The organism is Clostridium sp. 1001283B150210_160208_E6, from assembly GCF_015669365.1.
Classification (GTDB): Bacteria; Bacillota; Clostridia; order Clostridiales; family Clostridiaceae; genus Clostridium; species Clostridium paraputrificum.
Window position 1 is genome coordinate 14,390 of record NZ_JADPAA010000011.1, and the last position, 14,550, is coordinate 28,939.

The window sequence follows — 14,550 nt, forward strand, 5'->3', positions numbered from 1 at the left end:
ATGTTTAAAAAGTTAAGGGTTAAATTTGTAACTACTTTAATGATTCTTTTTATAGCAATAGTAATAGCTATATTTTCTGCTATATATATTGGAACAAGCAAAAATGGAGAATACATGATATTTACTCAATTAAGTGATACTTTAAATGGGATGAAGATGTCTCCTAACGGAGAGATAGATGGGAGGGGCAAGCCTTTTAATAATACAACCTTTATTATCTATGATTCTAAGAATTCAAGATTACTTTATAATGATGCTTATAATATGGATGAAGATACCTTGGTAAATATAGTTCAAAAAGCAATAAATAATAAGAAAGAAAAAGGATTTATAAAATATAATAATTATAATTTTGCTTATCTATATAGAAATGGACCAAGAGCGATTGAGATGGTATTTCAAGATAGTACTATTCACCTAAATACTATAAAGAGATTAGTAATTACGTCATTTATAGTTGGACCAATTAGTTTGATTTTTTTATTTATAGTAAGCATATTTATAGCTAATAAATCAATAAAACCAGTTGAAGCAGCCTATAATTCACAAAAAAGGTTCATAGCAGATGCATCACACGAACTTAAAACACCATTAGCCATAATTAATACTAATATAGAGCTAATTAATAGTAATGAAGAGGACACCATAAAGAATCAGAAGAAATGGATTAATTATATATCCTTTCAAACTGAAAGAATGTCAAACCTAGTTAATAATCTACTTTATCTTGCAAAAGCTGATAATAATGAAGTTCTTGGAGTAATATCTAAGTTTAATTTAAGTGATGCAATTATGAGTCAATTATTAAGCTTTGAAGCAATAATGTATGAAAATAACTTAATGTTAGATTCAGATATTCAAAATGATATAGAGTTTACTGGAGATAAGGAGAGCATAAATCAAGTAATAGGAATACTAATGGACAACGCCATAAAACATTCCTATGAAAAAAGTTCTATAAATGTAGAGTTAAAAGAAAGAAAACAAAAAATATTATTATCAGTAACCAATAAAGGAGATACAATTCCTAAAGAGGATATAGATAAAATATTTGATAGATTTTATAGGGTAGATAAAGCAAGAGCAAGAGAAAAGGGTGGATATGGATTAGGTCTTTCTATTGCTAAGTCTATTGTGGAGAAATATAAAGGAAAAGTTGGAGTAACAAGTGAAAATAATATTACAACTTTTAATATTGAATTAAGCAATAAGGAAAAAGAATAACCAATTTAAAAGAATTACTTTCTAAGGGTAGTTCTTTTTTTATGTCTAGGGAAATATAAAATTTTAATTTGACTTGGAGGTTGCGGCTGAACAAGCAAAATAAATATCCACCCCACATTTTTTCTTTATGATAGGTTGATATTGTTAAATGTAGGTTAATATATATAAGTTATGTTAAAAATAGTGATATAATTGTTAAAAAATAATATTTTGGAGGGAGTCATGGTTTTTTTTAAGGAGTTTATTTATGGAGTGATAATAAGTATATCTCAAATAGTTCCAGGTATTAGCGGTGGGTCTATTGCGATGATCTTAGGTATATACGATAAGTTAATACATGCGGTAAATAATATAGTTAAGGACTTTAAAAATCAATATAAGATTTTATTTAGAGTAGGACTTGGAGCAATAGTAGGAATAATTCTATTTAGTAATATATTTAAAACTTTATTGGAGAAATATCCCATTCCTTTGGGATATATGTTTATAGGAATTATTTTAGGTGGAGCTCCATTAATGTTTAAAAAAGCTACTTCAAAGAGGTCATTTAGTCAAAGGTCTTTAGTGTATTTAGTTATTGGATTTGTAACTGTGTTACTTATGTCAGGAGATTACAATGGATATTCAGATGCTATAGTTAGTTTAACACCATTTATATTTATGTGGTTGTTTGTTGGAGGAGTAGTTATAGCTATAGCACTAATACTACCGGGAATAAGCGGGTCATTTATGTTATTAATTTTAGGCTTATATAATACGGTAATAACAGCAATAACTGATTTTAATATTCCAATACTTATTCCTATAGCATTAGGAGGAATAGTTGGAACAGTTTTAAGTGCAAGATTAATAGAGATGTTATTAAATAAATATCCTGAACAAACTTATATGATAATTTTTGGATTTATTTTAGGGTCTGTCTTTGGAGTATTTCCAGGCTTTGATGGAATAAATAGTTTAATAGGAATTGTCCTTGGGATAGTTGGATTTATTGTAACAAGTTATATATCTAAAGAAGATATAGAAGAATAGTAAGGGTAATAGAATTAATAAAGATAATAATGATGAAGGAGAAACATTACTAAAGTTGGTGTTTCTTCTTTAATTTTATGGACGAATATTAAAATTTCAGTTGAGTTATATGAAACTTGATAAGCTCTAATAAATAAGAAAAGCGAATTTTATTAATACTTTATTAGATTATTTATATATTTATATGAACTTAAAAATATATAAATATATAGGAAAATTGGGTCATGAGCTGTATATGAGATATAATTAATTTAGATAAAAATAATTTGGGGAGAAGTTTATGAATAGAAACGAAATGTTAGAGAAGGTTAAGGAACAATTATCAAGAGATTATAATTGTAGCATAGAGGATTTTAATAAGGAAGAGAATTTAATAACAGACTATAAGTTAAGAGAGGGAAGAAGAAATTATGGGGATGAGTACAGTCCGATAAAAATACTTGTATTTGGTAAGAAAGCTATAATATGTGTATGTGAAGAATTAAGAGAATGGTGTGTGGAAAAGTTATTAAACTTTTCTGGTGAATGGATATTTTCTTTTAGAGTGTTAGGAGCATTAGAAAAGAAGCTAAATGATATTGGAGATGAGGTTGATGATACCCATCAGTATTATTTGCCAAAGGAAAATGTAGAAGAGGCTAATCCGATGACAAAAATAAAGTGGTATAATCAAGAAGAAATAAAACAGTTTGAAGATGATGGGAGATTTGATGAAGCTTTTGTTTTTGATGAGAACTACCCAGATGTTTTAGGTGTTGCGGCGCTAGATGAAGATGATAATATAATTGGGATGGCAGGAGCTAGTATGGATTCAGAAAACATGTGGCAAATAGGAATTAATGTTTTTAAAGGATGGGAAGGAAAAGGAATTGGGACAAACCTTGTTTATCTCATAAAGCAAAAGATACTAAGTCTTGAAAAAGTACCTTTCTATGGAACTGGTCAATCTCATGTTATATCTCAAAATATAGCAATTAAATCAGGATTTTACCCAGCTTTTTCTGAACTTAAAGCTAGAAAAAGAAAGATTAGTAATAAATAAGAATAAAAGAATATATATTTTATTAATAATATGGAAAACTTAGAAAAGTGTTTTGTACCAATGGTAGTTATGGTATAATATTCACGTTAATTAAGGAAAGCGGGGGATAAGCTAATGAAACATATTAAGACTATTAACAAGACTAACATCAAAAACAGCTTATGCAAACCAGGTTGTAAAGAGTGTGCTAACTCATGTCAATCTGCTTGTAAGACTTCTTGCACAGTTGCAAACTTAGAGTGCGAAAACTAATTATCAGAAGCAGTAACTTTAGTAAAGAAGTTACTGCTTCTTTACTAAGAGTTTGGAGGAGAAATAAATGTCATTAATTCATAAATTTGAACAAGGTGGAAACTATTTTATACTAGATGTTAATACAGGTGCTGTTCATGTGGTGGACGAGCTTGTTTATGACATATTAGATGATTCAAGTTTAAAATCAAAGGAAGAAGTATTAACTAATCTAAAAGGAAAGTACGAAGAAAGTGTTATTGGGGAAGCATACGATGAAATAGAGGAACTAGTTAAAGAAGGAATCCTTTATTCTGGAGATCAATATGAAGAAATAGCTCATGGATCAATGGATGATAGAGACTACATAAAGGCTGTTTGTTTAAACATAATTCATGGATGTAACTTAAGATGTAAGTATTGTTTTGCTGATGAGGGGGAATACCATGGACACAAGGGTGTTATGGATATAGATACAGCAAAGAAGGCGATAGATTATGTTGTTAAGAGAAGTGGTCCAAGAAGGAATATTGAAATAGATCTATTTGGTGGGGAGCCAACTATGATTATGGATACTATAAAAGAAATCATTGCTTATGCTAGAGAGCATGAAAAGGAGTGGAAGAAGAACATTAGATTTACTATGACTACTAATGCTACTCTTTTAAATGATGAAATGATGGAATTCATGGATAAGGAAATGGGTAATATAATCCTTTCTTTAGATGGAAGAAAAGAAGTAAATGATAATGTAAGAATTAAGGTTGATGGAAGCGGTTCTTATGATGATATACTTCCTAACATAAAGAAGATGATTGATAAGAGAACAGAAGGAAAGATGTACTTTGTAAGAGGAACATTTACTAGAGCAAATACTGATTTTTATGAAGATGTTAAAGCTATGGTAAATGAAGGCTTTAGAGAAATATCAATAGAACCAGTTGTTCTTGAAAATGGACATCCTTTGGCTTTAAGAGAAGAAGACCTTCCAACTATATTTGATAACTATGATAAGTTATATGAAGAAATGAGAAGAAGAAAGGTAGAGGGAGACGAGTTTAAATTCTACCACTTTAATATAGACCTACAAGGTGGACCATGTGTTTATAAGAGAATTTCAGGTTGTGGAGCAGGATTTGAATATGTTGCAATAACACCACAAGGTGAAGTTTACCCATGTCACCAGTTTGTAGGTAAGGAAGAGTATAAGCTAGGAAGCATTTGGGATGATACTTATGATGCTGAATTAGGTAAGAAGTTTAAGAAGGCTCATATCTACAACAAACCAAAATGTAAGGATTGTTGGGCTAGATTCTACTGTAGTGGTGGATGCCAAGCTAACAATGTAAACTTTAATGGAGATATGAATATTCCATATGAAATAGGTTGTAAAATGCAAAAGAAGAGAATTGAATGTGCAATAGCTTTAAAAGCTGAAGAATTACAATCTTAGGAGAAAAGTTATGAAGGAATTCATCTTAGATAATGGAATGAAATTAATTTACGAGAATAGGCCTTCAATGTTAACCTCAGTTTCTATTGGTTTAGAAGCTGGGGCTTCTGTTGAAGATTGGCTTTTAGGTTTAGCACATGCTACAGAACATATGATATTTAAAGGCACTGAAACTAGAAGTGAAAAAACAATAAATGAAGAGTTAAGTAAAATATTTGGATTTTCTAATGCTATGACAAATTTTCCTTATGTAATTTATTATGGAACTTTATTAGGAGAAGATTTATATAAGGGGTTAGATATTTTTAGTGATATTTTATTAAACCCAAGTTTTCCAATAGAGGGATTTAAGGAAGAGATGGATTCAATCAAGGAAGAATTAAATGAATGGGATGAGGAGCTACAACAATTTTGTGAGGATAAGCTTCTCATCCATTCTTTTAATAAAAATAGATTGAAGTACCCTATAATAGGAAGAATAGAAGATTTAAATAGAATTACTTTAGAGGATATTAAAGATTTCTACAAAAGATATTATTCTCCTAAAAATGCTGTAATAAGTATAGTATCAGATCTAACGTTTGAAGAAGTAAAAGAAAAGGTTGAAAGATACTTTGGGGGATGGAAGGGGGAAGAGGTAGAAGTGCAAGATTCTATTGAAATTCCTAGACTAGGAGAATATATAGACTTTAGAGAAGGGATAAACTCCTGTAGAGTAGAGATGATTTTTACTATAAGCAATTTAACTCATGAAGAAATTAAGTCTTTTAGAATATTTAATGAATTCTTTGGAGAAGGAATGAACTCTATACTTTTTGATACCTTAAGAACTAAAAATGGGCTAGTTTATGATGTTATAACAACAATATCAAATGAAAAGCATATAGGACTTTATAAAATAGAGTTTAGTACATCTAAAGAAAAGTTAGATAAATCACTAACTTTAGTAAAAGAGGCTTTTAATAATGTTGAGAAATATGAGAAAGATTTCACTAAGGAGAAAATAGAGGAACTTTATAAGAGTATAAAGTTAAAGAAATTATTTAAAGAAGAACAAAGCATTAGATTAGCAAACAGCATGACTACTTATGCCATAATGTTTAAAGATACTAATATTTTCACAGATATGTTAGAAGGAATAGAAAAATTAACATCCAAAGACATAATTCATGTAGCGAAAAAGGTTTTAAAAAATCCTTCTATAGAAATTATTATGCCAAGGGGGCTTTATGAATAAAGAATTACCATTATTACAAGCATTAATAGATTATCATAAAGAAAAAAACACTATTTTTTCTATGCCAGGAAATAAGTGTGGTCTTGCTTTTTCTAGAGATGAAATAGGAAATTACTTAAGAGAAAATTTAGGAAGCCTAGATATAACAGAAGTAGATCCATTAGATAATCTTCATCATCCAGAAGGAGTAATTAAAGAGTCACAAGAACTGTTAGCAAAGTACTATGGGGTTAAAAAAGCATATTTTTTAGTAAATGGAAGTTCAAGTGGAAACCTATCTTCAATATTTTCTGCCTTTAATGAAGGTGATGAGGTATTGGTAGAAAGAAACTGCCATAAATCAGTTTATAACGGACTGATATTAAGAAAACTGAAGGTAAGATATATTGAACCGGTGGTTTTTGGTGATGGGGGATTGTTCTTACCTCCAGATAAGAATAATATATATTCTGTTCTTCAAAAGTGTGACAATCCTAAGGGAATTATATTAACTTATCCTAATTATTTTGGAATATCTTATGATATGGAAGAGATAATTAAAGACCTAAAGAAAAGAGGTTTAAAGGTAATTATTGATGAAGCTCATGGAGCACATTATGGATTATGTGAAAACTTACCTAAAAATATTGCACCCCTTGCAGATTATACTGTAGTAAGTGCTCATAAGACTTTACCAGCATTGACAGGAGGAGCTTACCTATTAGTTAATGAGGAGAATGAGAATATAGATTTCTATATAAGTTCATTTATGACTACATCACCATCTTATTTAATAATGGCATCTTTAGACTATGCAAGATTTTACTTGAGCAAATATGGAGAAGAGGATTATAGAAATTTAATTAAGAAAGCTGAAAAAGAAAAGAAGAAAGTTAATGAATTAGGTAAGGTAAGAGTTCTTTCAAAGGAAGAATTACCTAAAGGGTATGATATAGATTTAAGTAGATACGTATTAGTTTTACCTAAAGGATGTAGTGGTGGTAAACTTCAGGATTATTTAAGAAGTAAGAAAATACAATGCGAAATGAGCTTTTTCTCTGGAGTTGTATTACTTTTATCACCTGCTAATGTTGATAACGGTTTGGAAAAACTTTACAAAGCTTTAGAAGAATTAGATATGGATTTACTTATGAATGAGGAAAAGTCTATAAAGTTTAATTCTGTTATCCCTGAAAAGGAAATGGAACCTTATGAGGTGTTTAATCATAAAGGAGAATTGGTTAAGCTTGATTATGCAAAAGGGAGAGTTGTTAAGGAAGCTATTGTACCTTACCCACCTGGGATACCGCTAGTTTCTAGTGGGGAGAAGATTACCCAGGAAATAATTGAAGAAATAAAGGGATATTTGAATGAAGGAATAAGTATTTTAGGAGTTCATGGGGATAAAGTTTTAGTTGTTAAGAAATAAAGTAAATAATATTAGGTAACAGACGAATAGGAGTTTAAAAGAAAAGTATAGAGAATTATACTAAATACAGAAAGAGATTATCCTCATATGAGCTAGAAAGTAATAATGAACAGTATAATGACTATATTAATGAATTAAAAAAGATTTATGAAAAATATAGCGATAAAGGACAGCTTATAATGCTGAATTTAACACGTAGCTATGTAGGAGATGTGTAGAAAATTAATCTGTAAAATAGTGTGGAATAATACAAAGGGATAAAAATATAGGAGGAGTTATATGAGTAAATTTCAATGGGAGATAATCAACGAGTCAATTAAGAAGGTCAATGAAGATATTACTTATGCAGATGAAAATATGGCATGGGTACTAGATGGAGCTACAGGATTAACAGATAAAAAATTAACTTCATTTGAAAGCGATGCAAGATGGTTTGTGAATAAATGGGATAAATATTTAAAAGATAATTTAAATGATAAATGTAAAACTATAAGAGATATAGTTTTAGAAGGGATAGTAATAATTAGAGATAGATTTTATAAAGAGTGTGGTTTAAATTATATAGAAGAAATAAAAAGGCCATCAGCATCTATATCAATAGTTAGAAAAAATGAAGATATAATTGAATACTTTATGCTTGGAGACTGTACACTTCTAATAAAGGATATAGATAATAATGTAGCTAAAATTAAAGATACATCATTAGAGAAGTTTGATAATAGGGCTATAAGTGAAATGCTTAAGGTAAGAGATGAAAATAATATAAGTTGGGTAGAAGCAAGGAAGATTATTAATCCAATTTTAATAGAAAATAGATTGTTGAAAAATACTCAAGATGGATATTGGATATTAGAGTTTAATGAAGAGGCTGTTAATCATTGTATTGAAGGAAAGTTCTTAGATAAGGAAATTAAGAATTTAGCTCTAATGAGTGATGGCTTTGCTGCAATAGTTGATACTTATAAGCATTTTAATGAAGCTGAATTAATAGAAAGATTAATTGATTTAGGTGCTGAGAATACTTATGAGTTAATAAGAGAAATTGAAGAAGAAGATAAGGATATATTAAAGTATCCTAGATTAAAAAAAGGGGATGATTCCTCTATAGTTTTTTTAAATAATTATGAATGTTAACACTTAAGTTTAATAATATTGGAGAGATGATATGATTAGATAGGGATAAAATTACTTTTCTTGCTAAAAATATAATTGTATCTTAGGATAGGAGGGTAATTTTATGTATAGTAGCATATTATTTAGTACAATAATTAAAGGTATTTTAGTGTATATATTAGCATTAGTTCTTAGTAAGTTAATTGGTATCAAAATTATTTCACAAATGAATTTCTTTGATTTCGTAATGGGAGTATCTATAGGATCAATGATTGCAAAAATTATAATTGATAAAGATCATGTGGTTTTTTCAGGAGTTATAGCATTAATAGTTTTTTCATTGTTAACTATATCAACTAGCTACTTAAATTTAAAAAGCTATATAGCTAGAAGCATAGTAAATGCAAAGACTCTAATATTAATAGAAAATGGGCGTATTATTGATAAGAATATAAAAAAACTTAGAATTACAATAAATGAGCTTATGATGAAGTTAAGGGAGAAGGATGTTTTCAATATAGAAGATGTACAATTTGCAATAATGGAAAGCAATGGCCAGTTATCAGTTTTGATTAAAGCAGATAAAAAGCCAATAACCCCATATGATATGAATATAAAGGTAAAGAATCTTTCTTTGATAAATGATATTATAATTGATGGAAAAATAGTGGATAAAAATCTTCAAATAGTAGGGGTAGATGAAAAGTGGCTAAAATCTGAACTTAAAAAGAAAAATATAAATGCTATTGAAGATGTTTTTTATGCAGGTGTAGATCAAAATAAAAAACTTACTATTTCAGAAAGATATCCTGATAACTTTAATCCAGAGAAAAAGTATGGGATAGAGTAGGGGAAAATATTCTAATACTATGTATTAATAAATTAAAGCATTAATTTTTGCTGATATTTATTTTTCAATTAATTAGTATATAAAATAATATTACTTTGTGTATAAATTATTATTACTAAGTTTTTTATAAATTATATTTTAATTGGGGTGTTGAGATGTATACAGTGGGGCAAGTGGCAAAAATTTTAGGGATATCAAGAGATACATTAAAGTTCTATGAGGAGAAAAATTTAATTAATCCTAAACAGGATGAAGAAAATGGTTATAGAAAATACAATTTTAAAGATATTTATGAAATAGTAACAGTTAATTTTTATAGGGATATAGATATAGAAATTAAGAAGATACAAGAAATTAAAAAGAGTGATGATTTAAATACAATAGAATCTATATTAAATGAAAAGCAAAGAAAGATTGAAGAAGAAATAGAGTATAAAAAATTACTTTTAAAACGCATTAAAGACATCAAGGAAGATTGTAAATCAATAAAAGAAAGTTTAAATAAGTTTACTATTAGGAAAATGAAGCCAATAGTAATAACAAATGAAATAAATATGAAAGGTAATGTTATTGAAACTTATAGTGAAATATTAGAAAAGTATGATTACTCCACTAGATTAAAAAAAGCTGTAAATTTATCGGGAATTTCGAGAATAGTTTATTTTAATAGCAAAACTGTGATAGAAGAGAGATATGTTTTATATGATAAGCTGGGGAAAAGTGGTTGTGAAAAAAGAGAAGTTATATCTTATCCTAAATGTATATATATAGTAATAGCAGTACCTGTTGATAAACAATGTGACAACGTTGATGAAAGTATGGTTACGTCAATTTTAAGGAAAGCTAATGAATTAGGTTATGAGACTATGGGAATAGCTTTTGTAAATCTATTGTTTAATGGATATAAAGATGAGGAAAATATTGAATATTTAGAGATATATACACCAGTAAAATAAAAGTGAATTTATTTCACTTTTATTTTTTTGCTAAAAGCTATTGACCTAGGAGTTAGTCACACCTTTAAACTAAGTGATGTAGAGAGAAAAGCTAATTAATGTAAGGAGAGGGTTTAAAGATGAATATATTAGAGGTTAATGGTTTAAAGAAAAAATACACTACTAACTATGTAGTTAATGGAATTTCCTTTGAAGTAAATAAAGGTGAAATATTAGGTTTTTTAGGTCCTAATGGAGCAGGAAAAAGTACAACTATAAATATTCTTTCAACAGCACTAAGAGCTACTGAAGGAAAGATAAAGTTCATGGGTAAATATATTTCAGAGAATAAATCTGAGTATAAATCTTCACTTGGAATAGTACCTCAAAGCTTAGCCATATTTGAAAATATACCTGCCATTGAAAATGTAAAATATTTTGCAAGTTTTTATGGAATAAAGGGAGAAGAACTAAAAAGGAAATCAGAAGAAGCTTTAGACATGGTGGGACTTCTAGATAGAGCTAAGGATTTACCAAAGACTTATTCTGGTGGTATGAAAAGAAGATTAAATATAGCTTGTGCATTAGCACATGGTCCAAAGCTTTTAATTTTAGATGAACCTACTGTTGGAATTGATCCACAATCAAGAAATCATATTTTAGAATCTATTAAGACGTTAAGGAAAAGAGGAGCAACTATTATATATACAACCCATTATATGGAGGAAGTTGAAGCTATATGTGATAGAGTTCTTATCATGGATAGGGGATTAGTTATAGCAGAGGGAACTTTAAAGGAATTAAAAGAGAGCATGGAAGAGAGCACAGTTTACAATATTTCTGGAGAGGGAATTGAAAATATAGAAAAAACTTTTTTTGATTCAATTGAAGGAGTAAATAATGTGGAAGTGAAGGATTCATTAATAGTGAGTACAAGAAAAGATTCTAACAATCTAGATAAAATAATTTTAAAACTTATTAATGAGAAGGTAAAAATAAAAAATATAGTAACTGAAGAGCAAAATTTAGAAACTATATTCTTAAATTTAACAGGAAGAAATTTAAGGAATTAGGTGAGCGGAATGAATATAGTAAATATGATAAAGTTTCAACTTAAATTAATGTGCAAAACACCAATAATGTTCATGATGTTTTTTGTTTATCCAGTACTATTAACAGCAATAATAGGGTATTTAACCCAAAGTAGTTTTGGTGGAGGGGTATCCTCTTATGAGTATTATTCAATAGGAATGATGATTTTTATATTTACAAGTTCAGGACTTATTAGTTCATATAATTTCCTTGATGAGAATGTAAAGCAGGGAAACGTAAGAACTATGTTTACTCCAGTTAAGAACTTAGGAATATATCTTTCTGAAATAATAAGTGGAACAATTTATTCTTCTGTTGCTATCGCAATAACAATGCTAATTTTTAGCCTTTTATTTGGAGTTAATTATAACGGCAATGGAATTTTAATTTGTGTTTCATTCGTAATACTTTCTTTCATGTCAAACTCCTTGGGAATGCTTTTATGTGCAACAATAAATAATATTGGAGCAGTAAATATGGTTTTTAATATAGTACAAACAGTTTTATGTATACTTGGAGGAGCTTTCTTTTCTTTGGAAGCTTTAGGTGAAATACCTGCAATGATATCCAAGATATCACCAGTAAAGTGGCTTATGGATGGACTTTTAAACAGTATGTATGATAATAATAATTTTATTCTATTTGTAATAATAGGAATTAATATTATTATAGCAGTAATGCTTATTGGATTAACTTCTAAAACATTTAAAACTGAGAAGTATTTATAAAGGGGTAAAATATATGAGAAATATATTATTAGTAATGAAAAATAATTTATATAGATTTACAAAAGAGAAAGTAATGATGACAATGGTAGTTGGAGTAATGCCAATTATAATTTGCTTAGGAGTATACTTTAATGGTATGGATAGCATAAAGGGTAAGATAGCTGTTGTAGGGGCAAGAATAGAAGAAAAAGAAATGATTGAAGGTTCTATGATGGATAATGAAAAGGTCAAGGTGGAATTTTTAGAAGAATCGCCAAGCAAAACTGAGCTTATAAAGGGAGTTTACTTAGCAGAAATAAATTTTCAGGGGAATGAACCTAGTGTGATTTCATATGGAAAAGATGATATAAAAAAGACTTTGGAAGCTAACTTAAAGGGTGAAGTTTATGTAGGAGATGACAATAATGCTACGGTACAAGGGAAAATAATTGGATTTTTAATAATGTTCCTATTCTTTGGAGCAACTACAATGGTTATGGATTTCTTTTTGGTTGATAGAGAAAACGGAACTTATACCAGAGTATTAAGTGGGAAAATATCTTACTTTCAATATATTACAGGTCAAATGCTATATTCAACAGTTATTTTAACTATTCCAAGCACAATGTGGTCAGTTTTCATTTTAAAAGTGCTAAATGTTAATTTAGAGATAAGTTATTCACTATTTACTTTTTTATTATTGTTAGTAGGAGTATTAAGTAGTAGTTTTGGAATGTTTATATCAACAATTTTTAAAGATAGGGCATCAGCATCAATGGGAGGTTCTATAGTTGTTATGATAACTTGTCTTTTGGGGGGATGTTTAATAAACATTGCAGATAGTAATAAAGTTATTGGATTTATTAGAAATATACTTCCACAAAAAAGATTAATTGATTTATCTAATAACTTTAATAATACTGATTTAATCTTTGTAATTTTTTCTATTTTAGTTTTCGGTTTGATAAGTGTAATTTTAGGAGAAAGACAATATAAAAATGGTGATTTTTTAGTATAAATAAGGGAATCTATATAATAATATGTATTGTTAGTTTAATTAAAAGAAGTATGATTTATCAAAATAAAGAATTAAGCCAATGATGCTAGTATCATTGGCTTATGTTATATGTAATATAAATTAATAACAAAAACATCTCTTTTTTGAGGTAAGGAAAGATAAGAACTTCTCTTCTGCATCAGATAAACAATAATTTTTTCTTACCACAATGTTATAGTTAAAGTCTGTATTAAATTCTTTTATATTAATCTTCTTTAAAGATCCTGTTCTAAGCTCATGAGTAATTGATAGTTCAGGCATAAAAGCAAATCCTCTTCCTGATATAACTGATGATTTTATAGCTTCCGATGAATTTAATGAAAGTAATACATTTAAGTTATTAGTTGAAATGTTTTTCTCACCTAATGATTTTTTTAATATTGATAATGTTCCAGAGCCATCTTCTCTTAAAATTATAGGTAGTGTTGTTAGTTCATCTATAGTAATATTCTTAAGCTCGGACTTGTTACTTCCTACTAAAATAAGTTTGTCTGATATTATCTTTTCTGTAACTACATTGTCAGGAATATTGTCTAATTCATGTATTATACCTAAATTTGTATCATGGTTAAGTAGCTTTTTTAATATATTTTCAGAGTTATCTATATCCATTGAAACATTTATATTAAAGTAAATTTCTTTGAAGGTATAAATACTGCAAGGAAGTATTTGTTCTCCAAGGCTACTACAAGCTGAAAGAAATAGTCTAGATTTCTTTTCCTTTAGGCTTTTAAGTTTTTTATCCAAATTATGTTGCAATGAAAGCATTGATTCTGCAAATTCAAAGACAACTTGTCCTTCCTCCGTAAGAGAAACACCCTTATTACTTCTTATTAATAGTTTTTCTCCAATTTCATTCTCAAAGTTTTGTAATTGCATACTTAATCCAGGTTGTGTTAAATGTAGTTCTTTTGCTGCTTTTGAAATACTATTACATTTAACCGTTGTATAGAACGATTGCATATAGGATAAGTTCATATATACTCCTCCACCCTTTTCCTTTAGTATTTATCAACATAATTATATCATTAATTTTAATTAAATTTATTATATATAATAAATTATTATTGTACATAAGGGATTCTTATTATGCAAGGGGAAACTTGGATGGTAATATAGAGACAAGAAGACAAGAAAAGACAAATATACTCTTGAAAGATAAAAAAATA

General features: G+C 28.3%; 14 protein-coding genes. 13 read left to right on the forward strand and 1 reads right to left on the reverse strand.

Annotation, left to right across the window (positions count from 1 at the left end; all coding sequences use genetic code 11):
* The 13 genes from I4V16_RS12065 to I4V16_RS12125 all read left to right on the forward strand — a co-directional run bounded on the left by I4V16_RS12065 (position 1) and on the right by I4V16_RS12125 (position 13,342).
* Positions 1 to 1,224, forward strand: a complete 1,224-nt coding sequence (locus tag I4V16_RS12065) for a HAMP domain-containing sensor histidine kinase (protein ID WP_055185127.1) — start codon at positions 1 to 3, stop codon at positions 1,222 to 1,224.
* Positions 1,225 to 1,446: 222 nt separating this feature from the next.
* Entirely contained in the window at positions 1,447 to 2,256 is an 810-nt protein-coding gene (locus tag I4V16_RS12070; RefSeq protein WP_055185125.1) for a DUF368 domain-containing protein, read from the forward strand.
* 280 nt (positions 2,257 to 2,536) lie between these two features.
* On the forward strand, positions 2,537 to 3,298 hold the full coding sequence (locus I4V16_RS12075) for a GNAT family N-acetyltransferase (protein ID WP_055185123.1): 762 nt from the start codon (positions 2,537 to 2,539) through the stop codon (positions 3,296 to 3,298).
* 114 nt (positions 3,299 to 3,412) lie between these two features.
* Complete coding sequence (gene scfA, locus I4V16_RS12080) at positions 3,413 to 3,550, forward strand: six-cysteine ranthipeptide SCIFF (RefSeq protein ID WP_003371542.1); 138 nt, start codon at positions 3,413 to 3,415, stop codon at positions 3,548 to 3,550.
* Between the two features lie 67 nt (positions 3,551 to 3,617).
* Complete coding sequence (gene scfB, locus I4V16_RS12085; protein ID WP_055185122.1) at positions 3,618 to 4,982, forward strand: thioether cross-link-forming SCIFF peptide maturase; 1,365 nt, start codon at positions 3,618 to 3,620, stop codon at positions 4,980 to 4,982.
* Between the two features lie 10 nt (positions 4,983 to 4,992).
* On the forward strand, positions 4,993 to 6,219 hold the full coding sequence (locus I4V16_RS12090) for a pitrilysin family protein (protein ID WP_027099269.1): 1,227 nt from the start codon (positions 4,993 to 4,995) through the stop codon (positions 6,217 to 6,219).
* Complete coding sequence (locus I4V16_RS12095) at positions 6,212 to 7,627, forward strand: aminotransferase class I/II-fold pyridoxal phosphate-dependent enzyme (RefSeq protein ID WP_055185119.1); 1,416 nt, start codon at positions 6,212 to 6,214, stop codon at positions 7,625 to 7,627. The genes I4V16_RS12090 and I4V16_RS12095 overlap by 8 nt, the downstream gene beginning before the upstream one ends.
* Before the next feature lie 279 nt (positions 7,628 to 7,906).
* Entirely contained in the window at positions 7,907 to 8,761 is an 855-nt protein-coding gene (locus I4V16_RS12100) for a protein phosphatase 2C domain-containing protein (RefSeq protein WP_027099271.1), read from the forward strand.
* A 103-nt stretch (positions 8,762 to 8,864) separates the two neighbouring features.
* On the forward strand, positions 8,865 to 9,590 hold the full coding sequence (locus I4V16_RS12105; RefSeq protein ID WP_027099272.1) for a DUF421 domain-containing protein: 726 nt from the start codon (positions 8,865 to 8,867) through the stop codon (positions 9,588 to 9,590).
* Positions 9,591 to 9,745: 155 nt separating this feature from the next.
* The gene (locus tag I4V16_RS12110) at positions 9,746 to 10,546 is read left to right on the forward strand and encodes a MerR family transcriptional regulator (RefSeq protein WP_027099273.1); all 801 of its coding nucleotides are present in this window, start codon (positions 9,746 to 9,748) and stop codon (positions 10,544 to 10,546) included.
* Positions 10,547 to 10,665: 119 nt separating this feature from the next.
* Positions 10,666 to 11,598 carry an ABC transporter ATP-binding protein gene (locus I4V16_RS12115; protein ID WP_027099274.1) on the forward strand — a complete coding sequence of 311 codons (933 nt, stop codon included), beginning with the start codon at positions 10,666 to 10,668 and terminating at the stop codon, positions 11,596 to 11,598.
* A 9-nt stretch (positions 11,599 to 11,607) separates the two neighbouring features.
* Positions 11,608 to 12,345 (forward strand): ABC transporter permease, encoded by a 738-nt coding sequence (locus I4V16_RS12120; RefSeq protein ID WP_027099275.1) that lies wholly within the window; start codon positions 11,608 to 11,610, stop codon positions 12,343 to 12,345.
* A gap of 13 nt (positions 12,346 to 12,358) precedes the next feature.
* Positions 12,359 to 13,342, forward strand: coding sequence for an ABC transporter permease (locus I4V16_RS12125; protein WP_027099276.1), 984 nt, complete (start codon positions 12,359 to 12,361; stop codon positions 13,340 to 13,342).
* Between the two features lie 120 nt (positions 13,343 to 13,462).
* Here I4V16_RS12125 and I4V16_RS12130 read toward each other — a convergent pair whose 3' ends face one another.
* Positions 13,463 to 14,359 carry a LysR family transcriptional regulator gene (locus I4V16_RS12130; RefSeq protein WP_027099277.1) on the reverse strand — a complete coding sequence of 299 codons (897 nt, stop codon included), beginning with the start codon at positions 14,357 to 14,359 and terminating at the stop codon, positions 13,463 to 13,465.
* Positions 14,360 to 14,550: the final 191 nt, after the last annotated feature.